Below are 22,489 nucleotides of genomic sequence, written 5' to 3' on the forward strand. Positions count from 1 at the left end.
CATGAAACGAACAACAGGTGCGGCGGGCTCATCCCGCCGCACGAAGGCAGAGCGTCAAACCGGTCGGTTCATGCCACCGATATGCATGGTCTTGAGTTCCAGATACTCGTCTATTCCATGGCCGGCGCCTTCGCGGCCGATCCCGGACTCCTTCATCCCGCCGAAAGGCGCGACCTCAGAGGACACACTTCCACTATTGATTCCGATCATTCCGAATTCCAGCCGCTCCCCAACGTACAGAGCGCGATGCATGCTCTCCGAAAAGGCGTAGGCCGCGAGCCCGAAGGGCGTATCATTGGCAAAATCGATGGCGTCATCGATCTCCTTGAAGCGGAACAATGGAGCGACCGGACCAAATGTTTCTTCACGGGCGACTAGCATAGAGGCGGTCGCCCCGGTGAGGATCGTGGGACCGCAGAACTGGCCTGTTCCAGACGAAACGCCACCGAGCAAGGCCTTGGCACCCTCTCCAAGCGCATTCTCGATATGGCGGTTAACCTTCTCGACAGCTGGAAGATTGATCAAGGGTCCGATCGCAACACCAGGCTCCAGGCCGTTACCGACTTTCATCTCCGAGACTGCCTGGGCCAGCTTGTCAGCGAAACGGTCGTAGATGCCGTCCTGAACGAGAATGCGGTTGGCACATACGCAGGTCTGCCCGGCATTGCGGAATTTGCTGGCAATAACCCCGGAGACTGCGAGGTCGATGTCCGCGTCGTCCAGGATTAGGAACGGAGCATTGCCCCCAAGCTCGAAGCTGACGCGCTTTACCGTTTCCGAACATTGCCGCATCAAGATTTTTCCAACCCGGGTCGAGCCCGTGAACGACAGCTTCCTGACCGTCGGATGCCCGGTCAGCACACTACCGATACCCTCGGGCGGTCCCGTCAGGACACTCAGAATCCCATCAGGCAGGCCCGCCCTCTGGGCCAGCAGCGCCAGGGCCATCGCCGAGAATGGCGTAAACTCCGAAGGCTTCACGATAACCGGACAACCCGCTGCAATCGCTGGCGCGCACTTGCGGGCGATCATCGCGACAGGGAAATTCCACGGCGTGATAGCGGCAGATACACCCACGGGCTGCTTCACAGCCAGGATGCGGCGATCCGTTTCATTCGCCGGGATCACCTGGCCATAAGTACGACGGGCTTCTTCGGAGAACCATTTGATGAACCCGGCGCCGTAACTGATCTCGGTCCGCGATTCCCCAATCGGCTTTCCCTGCTCGACAGTGATGATCGTCGCCAAGTCATCGGAGTTTTCGATGACAAGGTCGAACCACTTTTCCATAATCTGCGCGCGGGTGAGAGCTGATTGGTTGGCCCAGGCACGATATGCCGAATTGGCGATCTCGATCGCACGGATCGCCTCGGGTGCACCCGTCGAGGGCACCGTGCCAATCTGTGATCCCGTCGCCGGATCGTATACGGGGATCGTTTCGCCGTTATCCGCATCGACCCACCTGCCCCCGACACATGCCTGCTCTTTGAAAAGCGATGGATCCCGCAGTTTTTGATGAAGTGACGTCGGAGAAACTGCCTTTGGGCTGACAAAGGTGTTCATGCTGCCGCCATGCGAATTTCGTTGACCAAAAGAAGTTCGTCTAGGACCTCACGGAAGCGCTGGATGATCGTATCGATGTCCTCCTCGCTGCAGCAAAGAGGCGGCGCAAAGCCCGCCATGTCATCCGAAAACGCTCGGAAAATTACGCGCTTCTCGTAAGACAGCCGTGCCAGATGTTGGCTGATGTTGAGATCGGCTGCAGGTTTGGTCTTTCGGTGCTTGTCGGTAACCAGTTCCACGGCAGCAAGGAGACCCCTGACGCGGACGTCGCCAACCAACGGATGATGATAAAGGCTCTTTAGGCCTTCCGCGAAGCGCGGAGCGATTTTCTGGCCGTTCGCGAGCAGCCCACCCTCAGTATAAAGATGGATCGCTTCTAGCCCCGCAGCTGCGCTGGCTGGATGCCCGGAATAGGTAAAGCCGTGTCCGATGGCGCGATCCTGTGGGCTGCCATCGGCAATCGTCGCGTACATGTCGTCGCTCATCATCAGCGCGCCCATCGGTTGGTAGGCCGAGGTAAGCCCCTTGGCGAGCGTCATCAGATCGGGGACGACCCCATCATGTTCACAGCCGAACATTGGTCCGGTTCGACCGAAGCCCGTGATCACTTCGTCGGCGACGAAGAGGATATCTAGTTCATGCGCGGCATCCCGCATCGCCTTGAACCAGCCGTCTGGCGGCACCAGAACCCCACCGGAGCCTTGCACGGGTTCTGCGAACAGTGCTGCGACGTTTTCGTCACCAATCTCGGCGACCTTGTCTTTCAATTCCCGCACGGACGCATCGATAATGTCCCGCGGGTTTTGGCCAACCGGATTGCGGTACGGATAGGGTGACGAAATGTGGTGCTGCCAGGGGGTCGGAGAGTCGAAATCCTCGTGGAAATTCTTGAGCGCCGTCAGACCCGACCCGAGGCTCGATGAGCCGTGAAAGCCGCGCTGCAGCGCAATCATGTGCTTCTTCTTGGGTCGCCCGGTGACATTGTAGTAGTACCGGATCATTCGAATCGTGCTGTCGATCGCATCGGAGCCGCCGAGCGTGAAAAATACCCGGTTGAGATTGCCGGGTGCGAGCTCCGCGAGGCGCTGGGCGAGCCTTATGGCAGGCTCGTTGCCGTAGTGAAAATAATTGGTTGCGTAGGGGATCTCCGTCAGCTGGCGTTGAACGGCGTCGATAATCGACTGCTGTCCATATCCCGCATTCACGCACCAGAGGCCGGAGAAAGCATCGATCAACGTCTCGCCCGACGCATCCGTCACGTATGCCCCTTGGCCTGATTTCAGCACGCGCACGCCTCGTGCCTCATGTCTTCGCCAAGACACCACGGGGTGGATCATATGGCGTTTATCTAATGCGACGAGATCATCAACCATCAACTTTCCACCATCTAAACTGTACTACAGTTGTAATGTAGAGCCATTTTCGGGATTTATGTCAAGCGAGAACGCATTTGGCTCGGTGCTCCAGCCTTTCGCTTGGCAGGTTCAGTTCTCAAAAGGACAATAACTAACTTGCCACGCTTAAATTATTCTGCAAGGTATCTTTTCATTCTCAAAAGTGCGCAATGACGGAGGATGCGGTGCCAACCCACGCAATCGGCGATTTGAAGCCACAATTTCAAGACGAGGCGACAGTATGGATCGCACCTGATGCGGTCATCGTGGGTGACGTGGACATTGGCGGGGATGTGACAGTGTGGTTCGGTTGCGCTATCCGCGCTGACATCGAAAAAATCTCCATTGGATCGGGGACAAACATCCAGGAGCATACGGTAATTCATGCCGACCCCAGCTTTCCTGTGGAGATCGCAAGCGGGTGCACGATTGGCCACCGCGCTCTACTTCATGGATGCGTAATCCAGGAGAACTGCCTTATAGGAATGGGAGCAATTGTACTCAACGGCGCAAGGATCGGTAAGAACTCGCTCGTAGGAGCCGGTGCCTTGGTGACCGAGGGTAAGGTTTTTCCGGAGCGTTCCCTAATCCTTGGGAGCCCAGCGACGGTCGTCCGAGGGCTTACCGATGAAGAGATTGAGAAAAATAGAGCCGCGGCGGCGCACTATGTCAAAAACGGCAAGCGGTTTCGATTGGCTTTCCGTTGAATGTTATCGCCCGGAACGGCGCTCTGAAGCGCCGCGCCGACATTGCGGCACGGCTGATGTTCAGCCGCGGGATGGTCCAAAAGTTACGAAAGTTTTGATGTCAGAAATTCTATAAAGCGCTGCGTCTTTGCCGGAATAAGTCGTGTTTCGGTGACAGCGTAGATGCTGACCGAGGAACCCTGCCATTCCGGCAGAACGCGCTGGAGCCGCCCGGAAGCCAGATCATCGGCAACAATCTTCTCGGGAAGCAGGGCAATTCCCTGATGATTCACCGCAAGCGCGCTGATCATCCCGACGTTGTTTAGCGTGAATCGGCCATGCACGTCGACATCAACGGTTTCAGTGCCACGTTGCAGTGTCCAGTTCGGGCTACGCGGCATGCAGATGCATTTATGCTCCGTCAGATTCGCCGGCGTGGTGGGTTCGCGCGACGCTCTGATATAGGCGGGGGACGCATAGAGGTGGCGGGAATGCTTCCCGATCAGGCGGGCGATCAGACCGGAATCCTCCAGCTTGCCAATGCGGATTGCGACATCGAACGGCTCCGTCACGAGATCGACCCGGCGCGGGGTCAAGTCGAACTCGAATGTGATGCTGGGATAGTTCCGCGCAAAATCAGCGATGATCGGCGTGAGGTAGACAGCGCCCAGATCGACCGGCAACGAAACGCGGAGGGTACCGGTGGGCTGCTCCAGCATCTCGCCGAGCTGCTCATGCGCCAGCCGTGCCTCGTCGACGATCCGCTTGCACCGTGCGTAGTAAAGTTGCCCCGCCTCCGTAAGCTCGATCTTGCGTGTCGTGCGATGCAGGAGCCTTAGACCAATTGCCTTTTCCAATTCACTAATCCGGCGTGACAGCGTGGAGTTCGGGATGCGCGCAGCCTCCGCTGCCTTACGGAAACTTTTGGCTTTAGCGACCTCTACAAACAGCGCCATGTCGTTCAGATGGTTCACCCGATTGCCCCATAAATGGAATTATGATTCCGGATACTCCGGATTTATCCCGAAATCAGAACGGAGGATAGTGATATCAGCAAATGGAGATGCCAGATGACCCCACTATTCACACCCGTCCATGTCGGCCGCAACACCCTTTCTAACAGCCTCGTGATGGCTCCAATGACCCGAAGCCGTGCCGCCTTCGACGGCACACCCGGCGAACTGGCCACAGACTATTATGCCCAGCGCGCCAGCCTTGGCCTGATCGTCACCGAAGGCACCCAGCCCTCCGATGATGGCCAGGGCTATCTGATGACACCGGGTATCTACACGCCTGCCCACATCGCCGGCTGGAAGAAAATCATATCCGCCGTCCACGACAAGGGCGGAAAAATCTTCATCCAGCTTATGCATGCAGGGCGCATGAACCACCCGGACAACACACCGCATCATCGCCAGGGCGTTGCACCGTCCGCAGTCGCCCCAGGAACGGGCATGTTCACAATGGTGGGGATGAAGGACATCCCCACGCCACGAGCGTTGAACACCGAAGAGGTGCGCCAGACCGTGGATGATTTCCGCAACGCGGCCCGCTCGGCGATTGACGCGGGTGCCGACGGCATCGAGATCCATGGTGCGAACGCCTACCTTGTCCAGCAGTTCTTCGCGCCGAGCGCCAACACCCGCACGGATAAGTACGGTGGCTCCCTAGAGAATCGCGCTCGCTTTGCCATCGAAGTGGTTTCGGCGATCGCCGACGAAATCGGTGCAGACCGCACAGCGATCCGCCTGTCCCCCGGCACGACGATATGGGGCATCGACGAAGGCGCAGAGGGACCGGACCTTTACCGCTACCTCGTTCCCGAACTCGACAAGCTCGGGCTTGCCTACCTGCACCTCATGCACCTGGGTAACGAGACGTTGGCATTAGACATCCGCAAGCTCTGGCACCAATCCCTGATCGTCAACCGTCCAGGTCGTCCGCGTGACCAGATCGGCACTGACGTGGCGTCCGGGCTGGCCGACCTGGAAGCCTATGGCCAGATGGTCCTGGCCAATCCCGACTTTGTAGAGCGGTTGAAGACGAATGCCGCGATGAACGTGGCAGACCCCAAAACCTACTATGGTGGCGGAGCAGAGGGCTACACGGATTACCCTGCCCTCGACACCTCGATTGATGCCCGTTCAGGCATGGAGGTTTGATATGACCCAATCACAAACGCCATCACGCTTTGCAGCAGGGGACGCATCAGTCGGCTCAAATGTAGAGGCAAAATTGAAGGTCCTGGTTGTCGGTGCGACGGGCTTTCTCGGAGCAAAGATCCTGCGCAATATTGCGGGTGACGAGAGCGCGAACGTCTTTGCCATGTCACGTAAAGGCGCTCCTGCAGCCGACGCCGTGGGCGTCGAATGGGTTCGCGGCGACATGATGGACCCGGCATCGCTGGATCGCGCCTTGCAGGGCGTCGACGTCGTCGTTAGCTCGGCAAACAGCTACATGAAGGGCAGCCTCGACACCGACTTCCAGGGGAACAAGAACCTCATCGAGGCAGCGGCACGGGCAAAGGTTGCCAGATTTGTCTTTCTCAGCATCGTGAGCTGTGAAGCGGCCTCGAAGGTCCCTCACTTCCACGCCAAGAAGGTGGCTGAGGATTTGATCAAGCAATCCGGCGTACCCTATGTCTTCATTCGGGCTCCCGCATTCCTCGACCAGAGCACGGACTATAATGCGAAGGCCGTGAAAGCTGGCAAGTTCCAGGGTATGGGCGACAAGACCACCAAGTGGTCCTATGTGCTGACCGATGACCTTGCCTTCTATCTTGCCAAGGCGGCAACGTATCGCGGTACCGAGATCGTCAACCAGACGATAGATGTCGGTTGGAGCGACGGTCCTAAGAACCAACAGGAGCTGGCCGACATCATGTCCGATGTCGTCGACAGGCGCCTGAAGACCCAGATCATTCCCTGGTGGCTTCTTCGAGTGGCTGCGCGGCCGGTCAGGCTGTTTTCAGAACTGGGTTACGATCTGATCCAGATGTTCCTGTTCTTCAGGACGGGGCTCTATGTCTCGGACATCGCCAAGCACGAGCGCTTCTTCGGGCCTGCTCCAACAACGCGTGACGCAATCACGCGATGGGCACGCGATCAGCGGCTCATTCCCTGAGACGCAAGAGGTCGACAATGGCGCGACGATGCGCCGTCATTCTAGAAAATCGACGTGAAAGAGCGCGAGCCCCCTGCGGCGGCGCCTCGCCAAGAGGATACAGGTATGAACAATTCTGCAAACCCTGAGAGGGAAAATTCTAACGAACCGCCTGCCACTGGTCGTGCCTTACGGCTGCAGGCTTATGGCGGACCGGAAGCCCTCACCGTTGATCGAGAAACCGCGTCCGAGCCGGGCCCGGGTGAGGTCTTGGTGTCGGTCAAGGCCGCTGCGGTAAACGGCATCGATTGGAAAATCCGGGAAGGCCACCTCCGCGAGCGCTTCAAGCTGATCCTGCCGGCGACGCTTGGCATCGAGATGGCCGGCGTCGTGCTTCGGACCGGCCCCGGCGTCAAAGGCGTGAAGGCCGGGGATCGGGTTATGGCCGCCCTCGGTGGTGTCGGAGCCTACGCCGACCATCTTGTCATCGATGCGGGCAAACTCATCCAGACCCCGAAAGCCCTGTCTGACGTCCAGGCTGCAGCTATCCCGGTAGCTTCCATGACGGCTTGGCATGTTATCCAGGCCGCGGGTTTCGACCTGTCTGGACGGCGGCTCTTGATTCAGGGCGCCGCCGGTGGCGTGGGCGGCTTCGCCGTCCAGTTCGCCAAGGCGGCCGGAGCAGTAGTTTATGCCACTGCCTCGACCACCAGCCTTCAGCACGTACGGGCGCTGGGTGCCGACGAGGTAATAGATTACCGCCATCAAACCTGGGGCATCTCACGGGCGAGATTGACTTCGTCGTCGACTTGGTAGGTGGCAACGCCTTGGACCAGTCCTGGACACTTCTGTCCCCTGGCGGCCTCCTGGTGAGCATCGCCGCTCCGGACGTGGTATCGCGCGCGCCAGAGGGTCGACGCGGGGTCTTTTTATCAAACAAGCCCGACACCGCGCGTCTGGCTGCAATTGCCCAGCAGGTCGCCGCTGGCACTTTACAGTCGACTATCGCCGAAGTGGTCGCCTTCGATGATCTGTCGGCGGCCATCGAGCGCAATCGCACGGGTCACGCTCCCGGCAAGATCGTCGCAGATCTCACCCGCTGATCACCACGTCTTACGCGGTGATGGTGATGAGGATCAGGACCCGGCCCCAAGGGCCGGATGGACCGGAGGGCGATTTCACCGCTGCGCACGAGACCAGCGCCTCGCTGACCAATTGCGTTTCATAGCGGCAAGAGGCGCGCGGTTTGTGTGCCGGCTTTGCGAAGCAATATTGTGGACCCCAAGTATTGTTCTCCCGTTCATCTCCACGCTCGCGCTCAATCCCGACCGAGGCGACACAATCTAAATGAAAGACCTTTTATGAGCGACACCGTCAAACCATCAGTCTACCTGCTGCATGGCTGCCCCTTCTGCATGAAGCTCCGCTTGTTCCTGCTTGAGGCGAACCTGATAGATAAGGTCGACATTCAGTTGGTCAAAAGCGGCAGCGAAGAATTACGTCATGTCAAAGAGAAGCTCGCCGTGCATCTGCCCAAGGTCGGTTTTCCTACGGTCGAACTAACCCCCGAACAGTATATGGCCGAATCCGACGACATCATCGCTTGGTTCACAAAGCGCGCGGGGATCGATATCGAAACGTTGCCGACCTTCCAGGATTTTGTCAGCGGTATCTTCGATCGGTATCTCGGGATGTACCGTGAGAACATGCAGCTCAAGCAGCAGGACACCTGAGTCCAGTTTTACGGCATTTGCTTATGTCTCGGATTTTGGTGTTCGAGTACGAGCTGGCCCCAGCCTTCACAGAACCATTCGCCAAATCAGTCACGAGCGAGCACTGGTTTATCCAAGAAAGGAACAGGCATTGGAAATCGGGATTGATAGTTTTGCCATGCTTGCGCCAGAGCCTAGTACTGGTCGTCTGCAGTCCGCCGTCGACCGTATGGAGAGCGTGCTGGCTGAGGTGGAACTGGCAGACCAGGGTGGCCTCGACGTCTTTGGAATGGGTGAGCACCATCGCGAGAATGCGCTGGATTCGTCGCCGGCAGTTATACTGGCCGCTGCGGCTGCCCGAACGAAAGCCATTAGGCTGACGAGCGCCGTCGCCGTTATAAGCGCGGCGGATCCAGTGCGTGTTTCCAGAACTTCGCAACGCTGGATCTTATATCAAGGGGTCGTGCAGAATTGGTGGTTGGCCGGGGCTCGTTCATCGAAGCCTATCCGCTGTTCGGCTACGATCTTCGGGATTACGACGCCTTGTTTGTCGAGAAACTGGATCTGCTTTTGAAGCTCAACGAAGCGCCCCATATAACGTGGCAGGGACGTTTCCGCCCATCGCTGGCCAGTGTGTTTATCCGCGGCCGCATCAGGATCGACTGCCGGTGTGGCTTGGCGTCGGCGGCACGCCGGAATCCTTCGCTCGCGCCGGGTCCCTCGGCATGCCGCTCATGGTTGCGATCATCGGTGGTAGTTTCGAGCGTTTCCGACCACTTGTGGATCTCTACAGGCGCGCGTGGCAGGCCGCCGGACACTCGCACCACTACGGCAGCCATGCCAATCTCAACCCAAGCGGTATCGTTCCAGTAGGACCCGATCGGGACTTTGAGGAGGCGGTCTAAGAAACAAGAATAGCTGCCCCTCCGCTAAACCAGGAAACAGTCGGCTAGGCTGCTCACTCGTTCGCTATGGCGAGAACCAAACCCTCCGCTTTGCGTTAACTGACGGGCCTTTCGTCTGTTGCAAGCAGAATCATGAATTTGAAATAGGATCTCAGTAATGGTCAATCGTTCAGAAATCTTCGATTACGCGCAAAAAGAGTTCGGGGTGAAACCGGATTACCCTTTTAAAAAATTTCCCCACTACGCGGTCCTTCGACATTCCGACGACAACAAATGGTTTGGACTTGTGATGAACGTCTCCAAGAACAAGATCGGGCTTCAAGGCGATGACGAAATAGACATTATCGACCTTAAGTGCACGGTCGAGAAAGTCAGCGACCTCAGCAACCAAGATGGTTTTCATCCCGCCTATCATATGAATAAGGAACATTGGCTCACTGGACGACTGGATGGCTCCCTAAGCAAGCAGGAAATATTTGCGCTTTTACGGGAGAGTTACGAGCTGACGAAGTGAGAAGGTCTCCTAAATCGATCTCCCCTGCTTTGGACGAATTTCAAGCATTGACCTTAGCGAGATCACGAGCAGCAGGTAGCGAGATTCTAGAGGCGGGTGGGAATATCGGTAGATGTCTGAGGAACCCCGGATGTCGCTCACATAGGCTTTTGGCAAACGAGAACAGCTCCTGGCGACCTCGGAGGTCATTCCAGGCCGTGCTCATTAGTTGCGCCAATTGCGCGGATGCGAATTGGGCACCAGGCAACTCCGATACGCGCTCCGCCAGGCGATCGAGCAGCCAGCGGAAGGGCAATTGGGGAAGACTCCCCGCACGTGAATCCAAGGCGGCAGCACATCGGCCAGCAGCGCGCCGCTGGCCGGATCGAGCAATACGTGGCCGCCGATATAACCCACGGCCCATGTCAGAACAGCAAAGTGTAAAGCGCGAGATCGTTAACTCACTTTGCTGTATCACTCATTCGTTATCCTGGATCAATCCGCGAGACGGCCGCTGAGGTTGAATACAAAAGATAAAGCCAACATTCCAGAAGATCGCACGCCTTGCGGGCGTCGGGACGGCAACCGTCGAGCGGGTGCTGAACGGCCGCGGAGGTGTGCGTCCCGCCCTTGTGGAGAAGGTCACGGCCGCAGCACGCGCACTCGACTATCCGAAGCGGCTGCCGGATATCCATCGCGGTATCGTGCGTATCGATGTCCTTCTCATGCGACCGGACGACGTTCTACTCCCGGCTCGCGGAGGCCTTCGGGCGAGGCGCCGCTTTGCTCGATTCAACGATCGCGGTGCATCGCACCTTCCTGGATGAGCAAGAGCCACTCATGATCGCGGAGTGGATCGCAAGACCTAAGGGAAAGCGTGCCGGCCTGATCGTCGCTGCACCGGACCAACCGGAGGTCCGCGCCGCGCTTCGTTCGGTCGAGGCTGAAGGCGTTCCGATCATCCAGATCGTCACGCGGGCAGAAAGCGTCGAGGCGAGCTACGTCGGGATCGACAACTACGCCGCCGGGCGAAGCGCCGGCCTGTTTATCTCGAGCATGCAGCCACATGACGGGACGGTCGTCGCACTCTGTCACAGCCAGATTTACCAGGTTCACCGCGATCGTATTCGCGGTTTTTCCGACTATTTCGCGGAGCGCCCGCGCAACTGAATGGAATTCGCCGCTGTTCTTTTTGGGCAGGACCAGGCCATCCGCAGCGCGGAAATGCTGGTAGAGGCGCTCAAGGCGTGGCCGGATCTGGTGGGCTTCTACAATGCAGGCGGCGCCAATTCCTCGCTCGCATCGGTCCTACGCAAGCACCCACGCGGCCGGGACATCTTCTTCGTCGGCCATGAACTTACCGAGCGAAGTGCAGCCGCCTTACGGGACGGTGTCATGTCCGTCGTCCTGGACCAGGCGCCAGAGGCCCAGGCGCGCCGCGGGCTTGATCTGATGCTCGCCCGCCTCGGCCTTGTCAGCGAGCCGATCGCTAACGATCCGATCCGCTTGGTTACAATCACTCGGGAAAATCTCTGACACCGAGCGCTTGATCTGATTTGATCAACAAACTAGGAGCGGATGCTCCACCTGGAGACTACGATCGCCCCATAAATCGAGGGGGAGATTGATGACAAGACGCACCACGGTCCATGACCTGCAGAGCCAAAAAGGCACACGCAAGTGGCTCCAGCTGCATGTTGACAACGCTGAGGAAGCCGCGGCAGCGGTGGAGTGCGGGATCACCATCCTGTCCTGCGAACCGGACCACAATCTTGAAACTATTCGCTCGGCCGTGCCGTTTGCCTTCCTGTCGGTGGGCATGCCTCACGGTGCCGTTTCATCGCAGCAAGAAGCAATCCGTCTCGGTTTTCAGATGCTGAAGCGTGGCGCCGACTCGATCTATTGTTCTCATTCACCCTATTTCATCGAGGCAATGGCGAGGGAAGGCGTACCGGTGACCGGTCATGTCGGGTTCGTGCCGAACCGTGCCACATGGACAAATTTCCGAGCGATCGGCAGGACGCCGGAGGAAGCGCTCCGTGTGCTGCGCGCCGTGAGGGATCTCGAGAACGCGGGTGCAGCAGCGGTCGAGGTCGAAGTGGTGCCCGTGCGCCTCGCCGACTACATCACCCGCAACACGCCGATGATCACCATGGGAATGGGCTGCGGTTCGGGCTGCGACACGCAATATCTCTTCTCGTCGGACGTGCTTGGCACGCATGCTGACCACTATCCCCGCCATGCCAAACGATACTCCGATTTCGTCGCCCTCATGGCCGAGCTGCAGACGAAACGCGTTGAAGCCTTCCGCGCATTTGCTGCCGATGTCGCCAGCGGCGCCTACCCCGAAACGAAGCATCAGGTGGACATGGATGACGCCGCCTTCGAACGCTTCTCCACTCTCGCCCAATCGATCTGACGGAGATCCCGATGGATGACCTGACCTTTGGCAAACGCAACAAGCGGGGCGATTGGGCTCCCGACGGACGGATCGAGACCGCACCCGTCTTCACACTACCTCCGAAGCCGCTTGCTTTCCTGAAATGGCTGCCACACTATTTCCTGCCGTGGAACGTGCTCTTCGCCGCCTCTGCTGTCGCCTACTGGCATTTCATCGTGCCGGAAGCGGAGGTCCTTAAAACCTTCCACTTTACGTGGATCCTGCGACTCTTCCTCGTCAAATGCGTTGCCGTTTTCCTGTTTTACGGTGCCTTCGAACTGCGCCTGTATATCCTTCGCGCCCAGGAAAACCGCTTCAAGTACAATGGCAAGTTTCCCGGCGACAACAAGAACCCGGCCTTCCTCTTCAACAGCCAGAATGCCGATGGCATCATCCGGACCTTCGGAATGGCTCTTCCGATCTGGACGGCATTGGAGGTCGGTATCCTCTATGCCTATGCCGATGGGCTCGTGCCGTGGGTGTCCTTCGCCGCGAACCCCTGGTACCTGTTCGGAATCGCGCTTGTCATGCCGATTTTCCATGAGGCCCATTTCTTCGCGATTCATCGGCTGATTCACTGGGCCCCGCTTTATCGCTGGATCCATTCCGTCCACCACAACTCGGTCAATCCGTCGCCCTGGTCATCGCTGTCGATGCATCCGGTGGAGCAACTGCTCTATTTTTCCTCCGCGCTGATCCACCTTATCATCCCGTCGAATCCCATTCTTGCGATCTATCAGTTGCACTATTCCGGCTTTGGGGCGGTCGTCGGCCATCTTGGTTTCGACAAGATCGAACTGGGCGTGGAGGCAGCGATCGACAGCCATGCCTATACCCATTACCTGCATCACAAGTTTTTCGAGGTGAACTACGGCGACGGCCTTGTGCCTTTCGACAAGTGGTTTGGTACCTGGCACGACGGGACCAAGGAAAGCGATGCGCGGATGCAGGCACGATATGAAAAGCGTAAGGCCCGCGCCAATGCGGCGACCGCCGCAAAGTAACGAGGACACCATGACCGACTGGATTCCCGCCTGCCGCCTCGACGATATCGAACAGGAAGGAGCGCGCCGCTTCGACCACTCCGGCCGAACCTATGCGCTCTATCGTTCCCCGGACGACGAGGTCTTCTGCACCGACGGGCTGTGCACGCATGAGGCGATTCACCTCGCCGATGGACTCGTCATGGACTACGAGATCGAATGCCCCAAGCATTCCGGCATCTTCGATTACCGCACCGGCGAGGCCAAGCGCTTGCCGGCCTGCAAGAACCTCAACGTCTACGCGGCGCGCGTCGAGGATGGGGCGGTGCTGGTCGAACTGCCGGGCTGAAGTATCCGGTCGGACCGCGTTTTACTTTCTCTCTCACACGCGAGGCTTGGTCATGTCCTCTTTTGTCATCGTAGGCGCTGGGGAGTGCGGCGCACGCGCAGCCTTTGCGTTGCGTGAACGGGGTTTCGACGGCGCTGTCACTCTCATCGGTACGGAACCCCTCTTGCCCTATGAGCGGCCACCACTCTCCAAGGATGCCATCGTCGCGGGCGCCCGGCCAACTTTCGTTGCCGATGCCGCCCGCTTCGAGGCAGAGCGCATCCGGATAGTCATCGGCGTGTCGGTGACCGCAATCGACCGGAACGGAAGAAACGTAGCGCTGTCGAACGGCTCTCGGCTTCCGTATGACAAGCTTCTTCTGGCAACTGGTGCCAGTGCACGAGAACTGCCGACGGCGCCGTGTTCGGACGGCCGCGTCCGCGTCCTGCGCACCCATGGCGATGCCTCGGCCATCCGCCCGCACATGGCCGAAGGCAACCATATCGCGATCATCGGCGGCGGCTTCATCGGCCTGGAGCTTGCCGCCAGCGCCCGAAAACTCGGCGCAAGCGTCACGCTTCTCGAAGGCCTGCCGCGCGTTCTTACTCGCGGCGTCCCGGCCGAAATCGCCGAGATGGTCTGCAATCGCCATCGAGGCGCCGGCGTGGATCTTCTCTTCGGTATCAAAATAGCCGCGATCGATGAACGGCCGAGTGACGTGCGCATCTCGCTGGAAGACGGCCGGGTGATTGCGGCCAACCTTCTGGTCCTCGGTATCGGCTCGGTGCCGAATGTGGCGCTCGCCGATGCGGCCGGCCTTGTCATCGACAACGGCATCGCGGTCGATCAGCATCTGCAAACAAGCGATCCCGATATCTTCGCGGCCGGGGACTGTTGCTCCTTTCCAATCGGTCACTACGGTGGTCGGCGCATCCGGCTAGAGTCCTGGCGCAATGCGCATGAGCAGGGCGCGCTTGCCGGCGCCAACATGATGGGCGCACAAGAAACCAGCGCCGCTGTGCCGTGGTTCTGGTCGGATCAGTACGACCTGACGCTGCAGATCGCGGGGCTTGCCGAGGAGGCTGTAACGACGGTTCGACGTGATCTGTCGACCGAGGCGTTCATCCTCTTCCATCTTGGCGCCGATGGCCTGCTTGCCGCGAGCGGCATCGGACCGGGCAACGCGATTGCTCGCGATATCCGGCTCGCCGAGATGCTGATTGCCGCCGGACGTCATCCCGATCCGGCAGCGCTCGCCGCACCGGCGATCAAGCTGAAACAACTGCTCGCCGCCTGATCTCCCTCACCTTATCAATATCAACTTGAATAGACCGCTCGATGGCGGTTCGACTGAGGGTTGTCATGACCACCCACGTGCTCACAGTATCCTGCCAATCGACGCGGGGATCGTTGCGGCGATTTCAAGCTATCTCGCCGAGCAGGGCTGCAACATCGTCGATTCCAGCCAGTTCGACGATCTCGATACCGGCAAGTTCTTCATGCGCGTCTCCTTCATCTCGGAGGAAGGTGTGGGCGGGCCGGCGCTCGCCGAAGGCTTCAAGCCGATCGCCGAGAAGTTTGCCATGGACGCCGAGATCCACGATGCCGAGAAGCGCATGAAGGTGCTGTTGATGGTCTCGCGCTTCGGCCATTGCCTCAACGACCTGCTCTATCGCTGGAAGATCGGCGCGCTGCCGATCGACATCGTCGGCGTCGTCTCCAACCATTTCGATTACCAGAAAGTGGTGGTCAACCACGACATTCCCTTCCACCACATCAAGGTGACGAAGGACAACAAGCCGCAGGCCGAAGCGCAGCTGCTTGATATCGTCGAGCAGACCGACACCGAGCTATTGGTGTGAGCGTCGCCGTTGCGGGCTCACCTACCTCGGAAATTCGGCGGGCGCTTCTCAAGGAACGCGGCCATGCCTTCCTTTTGGTCTTCAGTCCCGAAGAGCGCGTGGAAGACGCGACGTTCGAATAGTAACCCTTCTCGAAGCGATACTTCGTCTGCCCGATCCACAACTTCGCGCGCTGCGAGGGTTGTTGCCCTGCCATAAGAGGCGATGGTCTTGGCTGCGTTCATCGCCTCGTCAATAAGCCGATCATTGTCGAATACCCTTGCCACGAGCCCGCTACGCTCGGCCTCCTCCGCATCTATTATCCGCCCAGTGAGGATTATATCCATGGCCTTGGCCCGCCCGATCAGCCGCGTGAGCCGTTGCGAGCCACCCATGCCGGGGATCACACCCAGTTTCACTTCGGGCTGGCCGAACTTGGCGGATCTGCTGGCATAGATTATGTCGCACATCATCGCTAGCTCGCAGCCACCACCCAACGCAAAACCGGACACGGCCGCAATTTTCGGCGTGCGGATGCTCGAGAGCTTTTCCCAGCCGGCGAAGAAGTCCTCATGGAACATATCTATATAGGACTTGCTGGCCATTTCCTTGATATCAGCGCCAGCAGCGAATGCCCTATCCGTTCCAGTCAATACAATGCAGCCCACGTCGGGATCACGGTCGAGAGGGATAAGAGTCTCGGTTAGCTTCTCCATCATTTGCGAGTCCAGCGCATTGAGTATCTCCGACCGGTTCATCCGTATGAGGACCACCCTACCCTCACGGGTGACGTTCAGCGGTTCGTTCATGTTTAACTCCAATGAAAGAACACAAGGGGTAAAACACCTCAGTTTGGCGGCTTTTCCTCGGGTTCTGTTGTTTTTGACCGGCATTTTCGCCGATCGGCTAAATCTCTTCCTTCCGCGCGACAGGCATCTGCCGTTCGGTTCTTGAACCAGTCTCCAATGCGTGACCCTGATGCACATGGCTTCGGTCACCGAGTGGCGTTCGGCTCCCAGCTTCCCATTCTCCTTGAGGGGCGCAGCCCAGACCTGACGGGCTCGCTAGACGAACATCAGGACAGCCGGGATATCGTCGACGCGCCTTCCGTGGTGCTGGTGTCGCGCGGCTCGTAGGACAATATGCAAATGTTAAAGTGGCATCGGCGGCTCGCTGCGTACCGGTCGCCTTTGCAGTGCTGCCCTTGCAGCAAGGAATACTTACGCTCACGTTGCGATTGCCTGCTCAAATTCCACAAGCGTTCCGAAAAAGTCGGCCGGGTGCGCAAACAGAACCGGAAGGCCGTGTGCCCCGGCTTTCGGGTTGCCTGATCCGAGCATTCGTACGCCCAACCCAGAGACTTTCCTGCCCGTTGCGTGGATGTCGTCGACCTCGAAGCAAATGTGGTGAATGCCACCGGAGGGGTTTTTTGCCAGAAAGGACCTGATCGGCGAGTCTTCCCCGAGCGGATAGAGAAGCTCGATCTTGGTATTCAGGAACTGGATGAAAACGACCGTGACGCCGTGTTCCGGCAGATCATGCGGCGGCGAAACCATTGCACCGATTTTCCCGTAGAGGGCGACGGCACCTGCAAGGTCCGGCACGGCGATGGCAATATGATTTAAGGGACCGAGCATGTGACCTCACGAATTGCGCAAACTGCCCTGCATCAGATCGATGATTGCGCGAGCAGCTTCAAGAACATTGGTGCCGGGACCGAAGACGGCAGCGACGCCGTTTGCGATCAGAAAGTCGTAGTCCTTACGCGGAATGACGCCACCGACGACGACGATGATATGGCGTGCGCCGCGAGCCTCAAGTGCCGCCACGAGCTGGGGCGCCAGGGTCTTGTGCCCGGCGGCGAGCGACGATATGCCGACAACGTGAACCTTGTTGGCGACCGCCATTTCGGCCGCTTCTTCGGGCGTCTGGAATAACGGTCCAGCCAGAACCTCGAAGCCGATGTCACCAAATGCGGACGCGATAATCTTGGCACCGCGGTCATGCCCGTCCTGCCCAAGCTTGGCCACCATGATCTTCGGCTTGAACGAAAGCGATTTTGCAAAGTCGCCAACGCGATGGACCAATGTTGAATATTCCGGATCGTCTTCATAGGCAGCGCGATACACGTCGGTCACCACTTCGGGCGTGGCGGTGTGATCACCGAAGATCAGGCGCATTGCGTCCGAGATCTCGCCCACCGTAGCGCGCGCACGCGCTGCACTGACGGCGGCCTCCAGAAGATTTCCATCGCCGCTGCGTGCGATGTCCGTCAACATCGAGAGAGCCGCGGCGGTGGTCGCCTGATCGCGGCGGGATTTCGTATCTTCGATCCGCTTAACCTGGGCGATGCGAACGGCAGCATTGTCGATGTCCAGTGTATCAAGGGTGTCTTCGTTCTCAAGCCGATATTTGTTGACGCCAACGATGACCTCTTCGCCACGATCGACGGCTGCCTGGCGGCGGGTTGCGGCTTCCTCGATCCTGCGCTTGGGCATGCCTGTTGCGACAGCTCGTGTCATGCCACCAAGCGCCTCGACTTCCTCGATCAAAGCCCAGGCCTGCGTCGCAAGCTCGGCAGTCAGACTTTCCACGTAATAGGATCCCGCCAGTGGATCTATTACCCTGGTGACACCCGTCTCGTGCTGCAGGATAAGCTGTGTGTTGCGGGCGATTCGGGCGGAGAATTCGGTCGGCAATGCAATCGCTTCATCCAGCGCGTTGGTGTGCAAGGATTGGGTGCCGCCCAGAACGGCAGCCAGCGCCTCATAGGCGGTGCGAATGACGTTGTTGTAGGGATCCTGTTCCTGCAGCGAGACGCCCGAGGTCTGGCAATGAGTACGCAGCATCAAGGACGAGGCTTTTTGCGGCTTAAATTCTTCCATGATCCGCGACCATAGAAGCCGGGCGGCACGAAGCTTGGCCGCCTCCATGAAGAAATTCATGCCAATCGCGAAGAAGAAGGAGAGCCGCCCGGCGAAATCGTCAACATCTAAGCCCTTGGCGATGGCCGCGCGCACATATTCGCGTCCGTCTGCCAGTGCAAAGGCAAGCTCCTGCACCAGCGTCGCACCCGCCTCTTGCATGTGATAGCCGGAGATGGAGACCGAGTTAAACTTCGGCATCTCCTTTGATGTATAGGCGATGATGTCTGCAATAATCCGCATGGAAGGTTCCGGAGGATAGATGTACGTATTGCGGACCATGAATTCCTTTAAAATATCGTTCTGGATGGTGCCCGAAAGCATCGCGCGAGGAACGCCCTGCTCCTCGCCAGTGACAATAAAATTCGCCAGAATAGGGATGACCGCACCGTTCATGGTCATAGAGACGGACATGTCTTGCAGAGGAATGCCATCGAAGAGTATCTTCATGTCCTCGACGCTGTCGATCGCCACACCCGCCTTGCCAACATCGCCGACGACGCGCGCGTGATCGCTGTCATAGCCACGATGAGTGGCAAGGTCGAAGGCAACGGAGAGGCCCTTCTGACCGGCCGCAAGATTGCGCCGATAGAAACCGTTGGATGCTTCGGCTGTAGAAAAGCCGGCATACTGCCGGATCGTCCACGGGCGACCCGTATACATTGTGGCGCGTGGCCCTCGAACGAACGGCGCAAAACCCGGCAAAGAATCGAGGTGATCAATCGCCTTCAGATCTTGTTGCGTGTACAGCGGCTTGACGGCAATTCCTTCTGGCGTGCTCCAGATTAGGTTTTCGGCCGGCGACTTCAACTCTCTCGTTGCCAACGTCGCCCAATCAGCGAGGGTCTTGTCGCTCGTCATTACTCGAACTCCATGATCAGTTCGTCGACTGCGAGACTTTGGCCCACAATCGCGACGACACGCCTTACCTTACCCCGTCGCTCCGCGCGTAACGTGTTTTCCATCTTCATGGCTTCAACCGCGGCGATTGCTTGCCCTGGCTCGACCTCGTCTCCCTCCTTGACCGCCACGTGGGTAATTATGCCTGGCATCGGGCAGAGCAGCATCTTGGATGTGTCGGCGGGCTGTTTGAACAGCATCAGCGCCGCAAGCTGTGCAACGCGCGGCTCGCGCACATAGGCGACGATGTCTATCCCCTGCCAACGCAGCCGAATGCCGGTTCCCACGATAGACACCTTTACGCCGATCGGGTCGCCGTCGACATGAAATACTGCATGACGCTGACCTGGCGTCCAAATACTACCTATATTCACCGCGTTGTCCGTAAAACGCACTGTGCCGCCCTCTGGCGAGGCTTCGAAATCAATCTCGAATAGCTTTTCGCCAATCTTCACCACCCAGTCACGTTTGATAATTCTGCGATGGTTTCCGATTGTCCCGGAGATCCGTACCGCCCGGCGTTGTATGGAGTGATTGATGAGGGCCGCAACGGCGGCAAGCGTGCAAGACGACTTGGCGTCCGGAACTACACCGTGGAAGCCATCAGGAAATTCTTCTTGGATAAACGAAGTGTTGATGTCACCAGACCGAAATCGATCATGCTGCATCACCGCGGAGAGAAATGGCAAGTTGTGGCCGACGCCTTCTACCTCGAAATCGTCAAGTGCCCTGCTCATGGTGTCGATGGCAGCCAATCGATCAGGGGCCCAAGAGCAGAGCTTTGCCACCATGGGATCATAGTACATAGAGATCTCCCCGCCTTCGAATACGCCGGTATCGTTGCGCACGATGGTGCCGTCCGCCCTTTTCCCTTCCAGTGGCGGACGGTAACGCGACAGGCGGCCGATCGAGGGGAGGAAATTGCGGTAGGGGTCCTCAGCGTAGAGCCGGCTCTCGATGGCCCAACCATTCAGCTTCACGTCTGCTTGACCGAAAGAAAGTTTTTCGCCAGCGGCGACACGGATCATCTGTTCGACCAAATCAACGCCGGTGATGAGTTCTGTGACCGGGTGCTCGACTTGCAGACGGGTATTCATTTCAAGGAAGTAGAAATTGCGAGCACCATCAACGATGAATTCGACGGTGCCGGCGGAGTGATAGCCCACGGCCTTTGCGAGGACAACGGCCTGCTCGCCCATGGCATTACGCGTTTCCGTATCAAGAAACGGTGAGGGCGCCTCTTCGATGACCTTCTGGTTTCGCCGCTGGATCGAACATTCGCGCTCTCCGAGATAGAGGACCGTGCCATGTTTGTCCCCGAGCACCTGAATTTCGATATGACGCGGTTGTGTGACAAATTTCTCGATAAAGATTCGGTCATCGCCAAAGGAAGCACTCGCCTCATTTTTGGAGGACTGAAACCCCTCTTGCGCTTCGACATCGTTCCAGGCAATGCGCATGCCCTTTCCACCACCGCCCGCCGATGCCTTAATCATCACCGGATAGCCGATTTCGCGGGAAATCTTCGACGCTTCATGGGCATCGGTAATGAGGCCCATGTGGCCGGGCACTGTGGAAACACCCGCCTCCGCCGCCAGCTTCTTCGAAGAAATTTTGTCGCCCATAGCCGAAATGGCTCCAACCGGCGGCCCGACGAAAGCAACGCCTTCCCTTTCCAGCGCACGTGCAAACTCTGCATTTTCCGACAGAAAGCCGTAGCCTGGATGCACCGCATCGGCGCCAGATTTACGGATCGCGTCGAGAATCGTGTCCATGACGAGATAGGACTGGTTCGATGGTGCCGGTCCGATATGCACCCCCTCGTCGGCCAACTTTACGTGCAAAGCTCCAGCATCCACGTCGGAATAGACGGCGACCGTGGCGATGCCCATTTTTCTGGCCGTCTTGATGACGCGGCAAGCAATTTCACCGCGGTTCGCAATCAGTATTTTTTTGAACATGATATTTCCGCCTACGACGTCATCGCTACGTCAAGAAATCGTTATCTGTCTTGAAATCTGTGGCGTCTCAACCCTTGAGGACTTCGACCAGCGTCTTGCCCAGGCGCGCCGGGGAAGGCGATACCTCGATGCCAGCCTGCTCCATGGCCGCGATCTTGGATTCCGCATCACCCTTCCCGCCGGAAACGACAGCGCCCGCATGGCCCATTGTGCGGCCCTTCGGAGCCGTGCGACCGGCGATGAAGCCGGCCATCGGCTTCTTGCGACCCTTCTTGGCCTCGTCGATCAGGAACTGCGCTGCTTCTTCTTCAGCCGCGCCGCCGATTTCGCCGATCATGATGATCGACTTGGTTTCGTCGTCGGCGAGGAACATTTCGAGGATGTCGATGAACTCGGTTCCCTTGACCGGGTCGCCGCCGATACCGACGGCCGTCGTCTGGCCAAGGCCTTCGTTCGACGTCTGGAACACGGCTTCATAGGTGAGCGTGCCGGAGCGCGAAACGATACCGACCGAGCCCTTGCGGAAGATCGAGCCCGGCATGATGCCGATCTTGCATTCTTCCGGCGTCATGATGCCCGGGCAGTTCGGTCCAAGCAGGCGCGACTTGGAGCGGTCGAGGCGAGCCTTGACGCGGACCATGTCCATGACCGGGATGCCTTCGGTGATGCAGGTGATGAACGGGATCTCGGCTTCGATCGCCTCGATGATCGCATCGGCAGCGCCGGCCGGCGGAACGTAGATGACACTGGCATTGGCGCCGGTCCGTTCCTTGGCTTCGGCAACCGTCGCGAAGATCGGCAGGCTTTCGCCCTTCGAACCGGTCCAGGTTTCGCCACCCTTCTTCGGGTGGATACCACCGACCATCTGCGTACCGTAATAGGCAAGCGCCTGCTCGGTGTGGAAGGTGCCGGTCTTGCCGGTCAGGCCCTGAACGAGGACCTTGGTCTCTTTATTGACGAGAATAGGCATACTTTCGGGTCCTTCAAATTAGGCGTTGATCGCAGCGACGATCTTCTTGGCCGCATCGTCCAAGTCGTCAGCCGCAGTGATCGCAAGACCCGATTCGTTGAGGATCTTCTTGCCGAGTTCGACATTGGTGCCTTCGAGGCGCACCACGAGCGGAACCTTCAGGCCGACTTCCTTGACCGCGGCAATGACGCCCTCGGCAATGACATCGCACTTCATGATGCCGCCGAAGATGTTGACGAGAATGCCTTCGACCTTGGGGTCTGCGGTGATGATCTTGAAAGCCGCAG

Annotated in this window: 20 protein-coding genes and 4 pseudogenes; 15 read left to right on the top strand and 9 right to left on the bottom strand. The window is 58.5% G+C overall.

The features are described 5' to 3' along the window. Nucleotides 1-54 precede the first annotated feature (54 nt). Nucleotides 55-1,563, bottom strand: a complete 1,509-nt coding sequence (locus tag HJB83_RS31215) for an NAD-dependent succinate-semialdehyde dehydrogenase (protein WP_221159748.1) — start codon at nt 1,561-1,563, stop codon at nt 55-57. Continuing rightward, nucleotides 1,560-2,939, bottom strand: coding sequence for an aminotransferase class III-fold pyridoxal phosphate-dependent enzyme (locus tag HJB83_RS31220; RefSeq protein ID WP_221159749.1), 1,380 nt, complete (start codon nt 2,937-2,939; stop codon nt 1,560-1,562). Before HJB83_RS31220 ends, HJB83_RS31215 begins: the two co-directional genes overlap by 4 nt. A gap of 203 nt (nt 2,940-3,142) precedes the next feature. Between HJB83_RS31220 and HJB83_RS31225 the strand changes: the two genes are divergently transcribed. Beyond that, nucleotides 3,143-3,664, top strand: a complete 522-nt coding sequence (locus tag HJB83_RS31225; RefSeq protein ID WP_221159770.1) for a gamma carbonic anhydrase family protein — start codon at nt 3,143-3,145, stop codon at nt 3,662-3,664. A gap of 83 nt (nt 3,665-3,747) precedes the next feature. Here the strand turns inward: HJB83_RS31225 and HJB83_RS31230 are convergent, their stop codons facing one another. Beyond that, the gene (locus HJB83_RS31230) at nt 3,748-4,617 is read right to left on the bottom strand and encodes a LysR family transcriptional regulator (RefSeq protein ID WP_221159750.1); all 870 of its coding nucleotides are present in this window, start codon (nt 4,615-4,617) and stop codon (nt 3,748-3,750) included. 96 nt (nt 4,618-4,713) lie between these two features. Here HJB83_RS31230 and HJB83_RS31235 point away from each other — a divergent pair, with 96 nt between their 5' ends. The 13 genes and pseudogenes from HJB83_RS31235 to HJB83_RS31295 form a co-directional block, all read left to right on the top strand. Next, nucleotides 4,714-5,805 carry an alkene reductase gene (locus tag HJB83_RS31235; protein ID WP_221159751.1) on the top strand — a complete coding sequence of 364 codons (1,092 nt, stop codon included), beginning with the start codon at nt 4,714-4,716 and terminating at the stop codon, nt 5,803-5,805. 73 nt (nt 5,806-5,878) lie between these two features. Continuing rightward, nucleotides 5,879-6,766 (top strand): SDR family oxidoreductase, encoded by an 888-nt coding sequence (locus HJB83_RS31240; protein WP_259671456.1) that lies wholly within the window; start codon nt 5,879-5,881, stop codon nt 6,764-6,766. Nucleotides 6,767-6,871: 105 nt separating this feature from the next. Further along, entirely contained in the window at nt 6,872-7,561 is a 690-nt protein-coding gene (locus tag HJB83_RS31245) for an NADP-dependent oxidoreductase (protein ID WP_221159753.1), read from the top strand. Between the two features lie 11 nt (nt 7,562-7,572). Then, nucleotides 7,573-7,848 (top strand): zinc-binding dehydrogenase, encoded by a 276-nt coding sequence (locus HJB83_RS31250; protein ID WP_259671457.1) that lies wholly within the window; start codon nt 7,573-7,575, stop codon nt 7,846-7,848. A 258-nt stretch (nt 7,849-8,106) separates the two neighbouring features. Continuing rightward, on the top strand, nt 8,107-8,478 hold the full coding sequence (locus tag HJB83_RS31255) for a glutathione S-transferase N-terminal domain-containing protein (RefSeq protein ID WP_221159755.1): 372 nt from the start codon (nt 8,107-8,109) through the stop codon (nt 8,476-8,478). 208 nt (nt 8,479-8,686) lie between these two features. Then, a pseudogene (locus tag HJB83_RS31260) lies at nt 8,687-9,362 on the top strand (LLM class flavin-dependent oxidoreductase). 157 nt (nt 9,363-9,519) lie between these two features. Continuing rightward, nucleotides 9,520-9,876 carry an MmcQ/YjbR family DNA-binding protein gene (locus HJB83_RS31265; RefSeq protein WP_221159756.1) on the top strand — a complete coding sequence of 119 codons (357 nt, stop codon included), beginning with the start codon at nt 9,520-9,522 and terminating at the stop codon, nt 9,874-9,876. 512 nt (nt 9,877-10,388) lie between these two features. Then, nucleotides 10,389-11,391, top strand: a pseudogene (locus HJB83_RS31270) (LacI family DNA-binding transcriptional regulator). 91 nt (nt 11,392-11,482) lie between these two features. Further along, a complete protein-coding gene (locus HJB83_RS31275; RefSeq protein ID WP_221159757.1) occupies nt 11,483-12,274 on the top strand; it encodes a 3-methyl-2-oxobutanoate hydroxymethyltransferase in 792 nt (263 codons plus the stop codon). A gap of 11 nt (nt 12,275-12,285) precedes the next feature. Then, nucleotides 12,286-13,299, top strand: a complete 1,014-nt coding sequence (locus HJB83_RS31280; RefSeq protein ID WP_221159758.1) for a sterol desaturase family protein — start codon at nt 12,286-12,288, stop codon at nt 13,297-13,299. A gap of 10 nt (nt 13,300-13,309) precedes the next feature. Further along, nucleotides 13,310-13,627 (top strand): MocE family 2Fe-2S type ferredoxin, encoded by a 318-nt coding sequence (locus tag HJB83_RS31285; protein WP_221159759.1) that lies wholly within the window; start codon nt 13,310-13,312, stop codon nt 13,625-13,627. 52 nt (nt 13,628-13,679) lie between these two features. Continuing rightward, nucleotides 13,680-14,903 carry an NAD(P)/FAD-dependent oxidoreductase gene (locus HJB83_RS31290; protein ID WP_221159760.1) on the top strand — a complete coding sequence of 408 codons (1,224 nt, stop codon included), beginning with the start codon at nt 13,680-13,682 and terminating at the stop codon, nt 14,901-14,903. Between the two features lie 65 nt (nt 14,904-14,968). Continuing rightward, nucleotides 14,969-15,465: pseudogene (locus tag HJB83_RS31295) on the top strand (ACT domain-containing protein); the annotation flags it as partial. Nucleotides 15,466-15,485: 20 nt separating this feature from the next. Here HJB83_RS31295 and HJB83_RS31300 read toward each other — a convergent pair. Next, on the bottom strand, nt 15,486-16,256 hold the full coding sequence (locus HJB83_RS31300) for an enoyl-CoA hydratase (protein ID WP_221159761.1): 771 nt from the start codon (nt 16,254-16,256) through the stop codon (nt 15,486-15,488). 156 nt (nt 16,257-16,412) lie between these two features. Here HJB83_RS31300 and HJB83_RS31305 point away from each other — a divergent pair, with 156 nt between their 5' ends. Beyond that, nucleotides 16,413-16,583 carry a hypothetical protein gene (locus HJB83_RS31305; RefSeq protein WP_221159762.1) on the top strand — a complete coding sequence of 57 codons (171 nt, stop codon included), beginning with the start codon at nt 16,413-16,415 and terminating at the stop codon, nt 16,581-16,583. A 90-nt stretch (nt 16,584-16,673) separates the two neighbouring features. On the opposite strand, the gene mce is transcribed toward HJB83_RS31305, so the two are convergent. The 5 genes and pseudogenes from mce to sucC all read right to left on the bottom strand — a co-directional run. After that, a complete protein-coding gene (mce, locus tag HJB83_RS31310; RefSeq protein ID WP_221159763.1) occupies nt 16,674-17,084 on the bottom strand; it encodes a methylmalonyl-CoA epimerase in 411 nt (136 codons plus the stop codon). Between the two features lie 6 nt (nt 17,085-17,090). Further along, nucleotides 17,091-19,232, bottom strand: a complete 2,142-nt coding sequence (gene scpA / locus HJB83_RS31315; RefSeq protein WP_221159764.1) for a methylmalonyl-CoA mutase — start codon at nt 19,230-19,232, stop codon at nt 17,091-17,093. Beyond that, nucleotides 19,232-21,232 (bottom strand): acetyl/propionyl/methylcrotonyl-CoA carboxylase subunit alpha, encoded by a 2,001-nt coding sequence (locus tag HJB83_RS31320; RefSeq protein ID WP_221159765.1) that lies wholly within the window; start codon nt 21,230-21,232, stop codon nt 19,232-19,234. Before HJB83_RS31320 ends, scpA begins: the two co-directional genes overlap by 1 nt. A gap of 67 nt (nt 21,233-21,299) precedes the next feature. Further along, nucleotides 21,300-22,202: a succinate--CoA ligase subunit alpha gene (sucD, locus tag HJB83_RS31325; protein WP_221159766.1), complete on the bottom strand. Its 903-nt coding sequence runs from the start codon at nt 22,200-22,202 to the stop codon at nt 21,300-21,302. 18 nt (nt 22,203-22,220) lie between these two features. Beyond that, nucleotides 22,221-22,489: pseudogene (sucC, locus tag HJB83_RS31330) on the bottom strand (succinate--CoA ligase subunit beta); the annotation flags it as partial.

This window comes from Rhizobium sp. NZLR11, from assembly GCF_019685115.1.
In the GTDB taxonomy this organism is placed as follows: Bacteria; Pseudomonadota; Alphaproteobacteria; order Rhizobiales; family Rhizobiaceae; genus Rhizobium.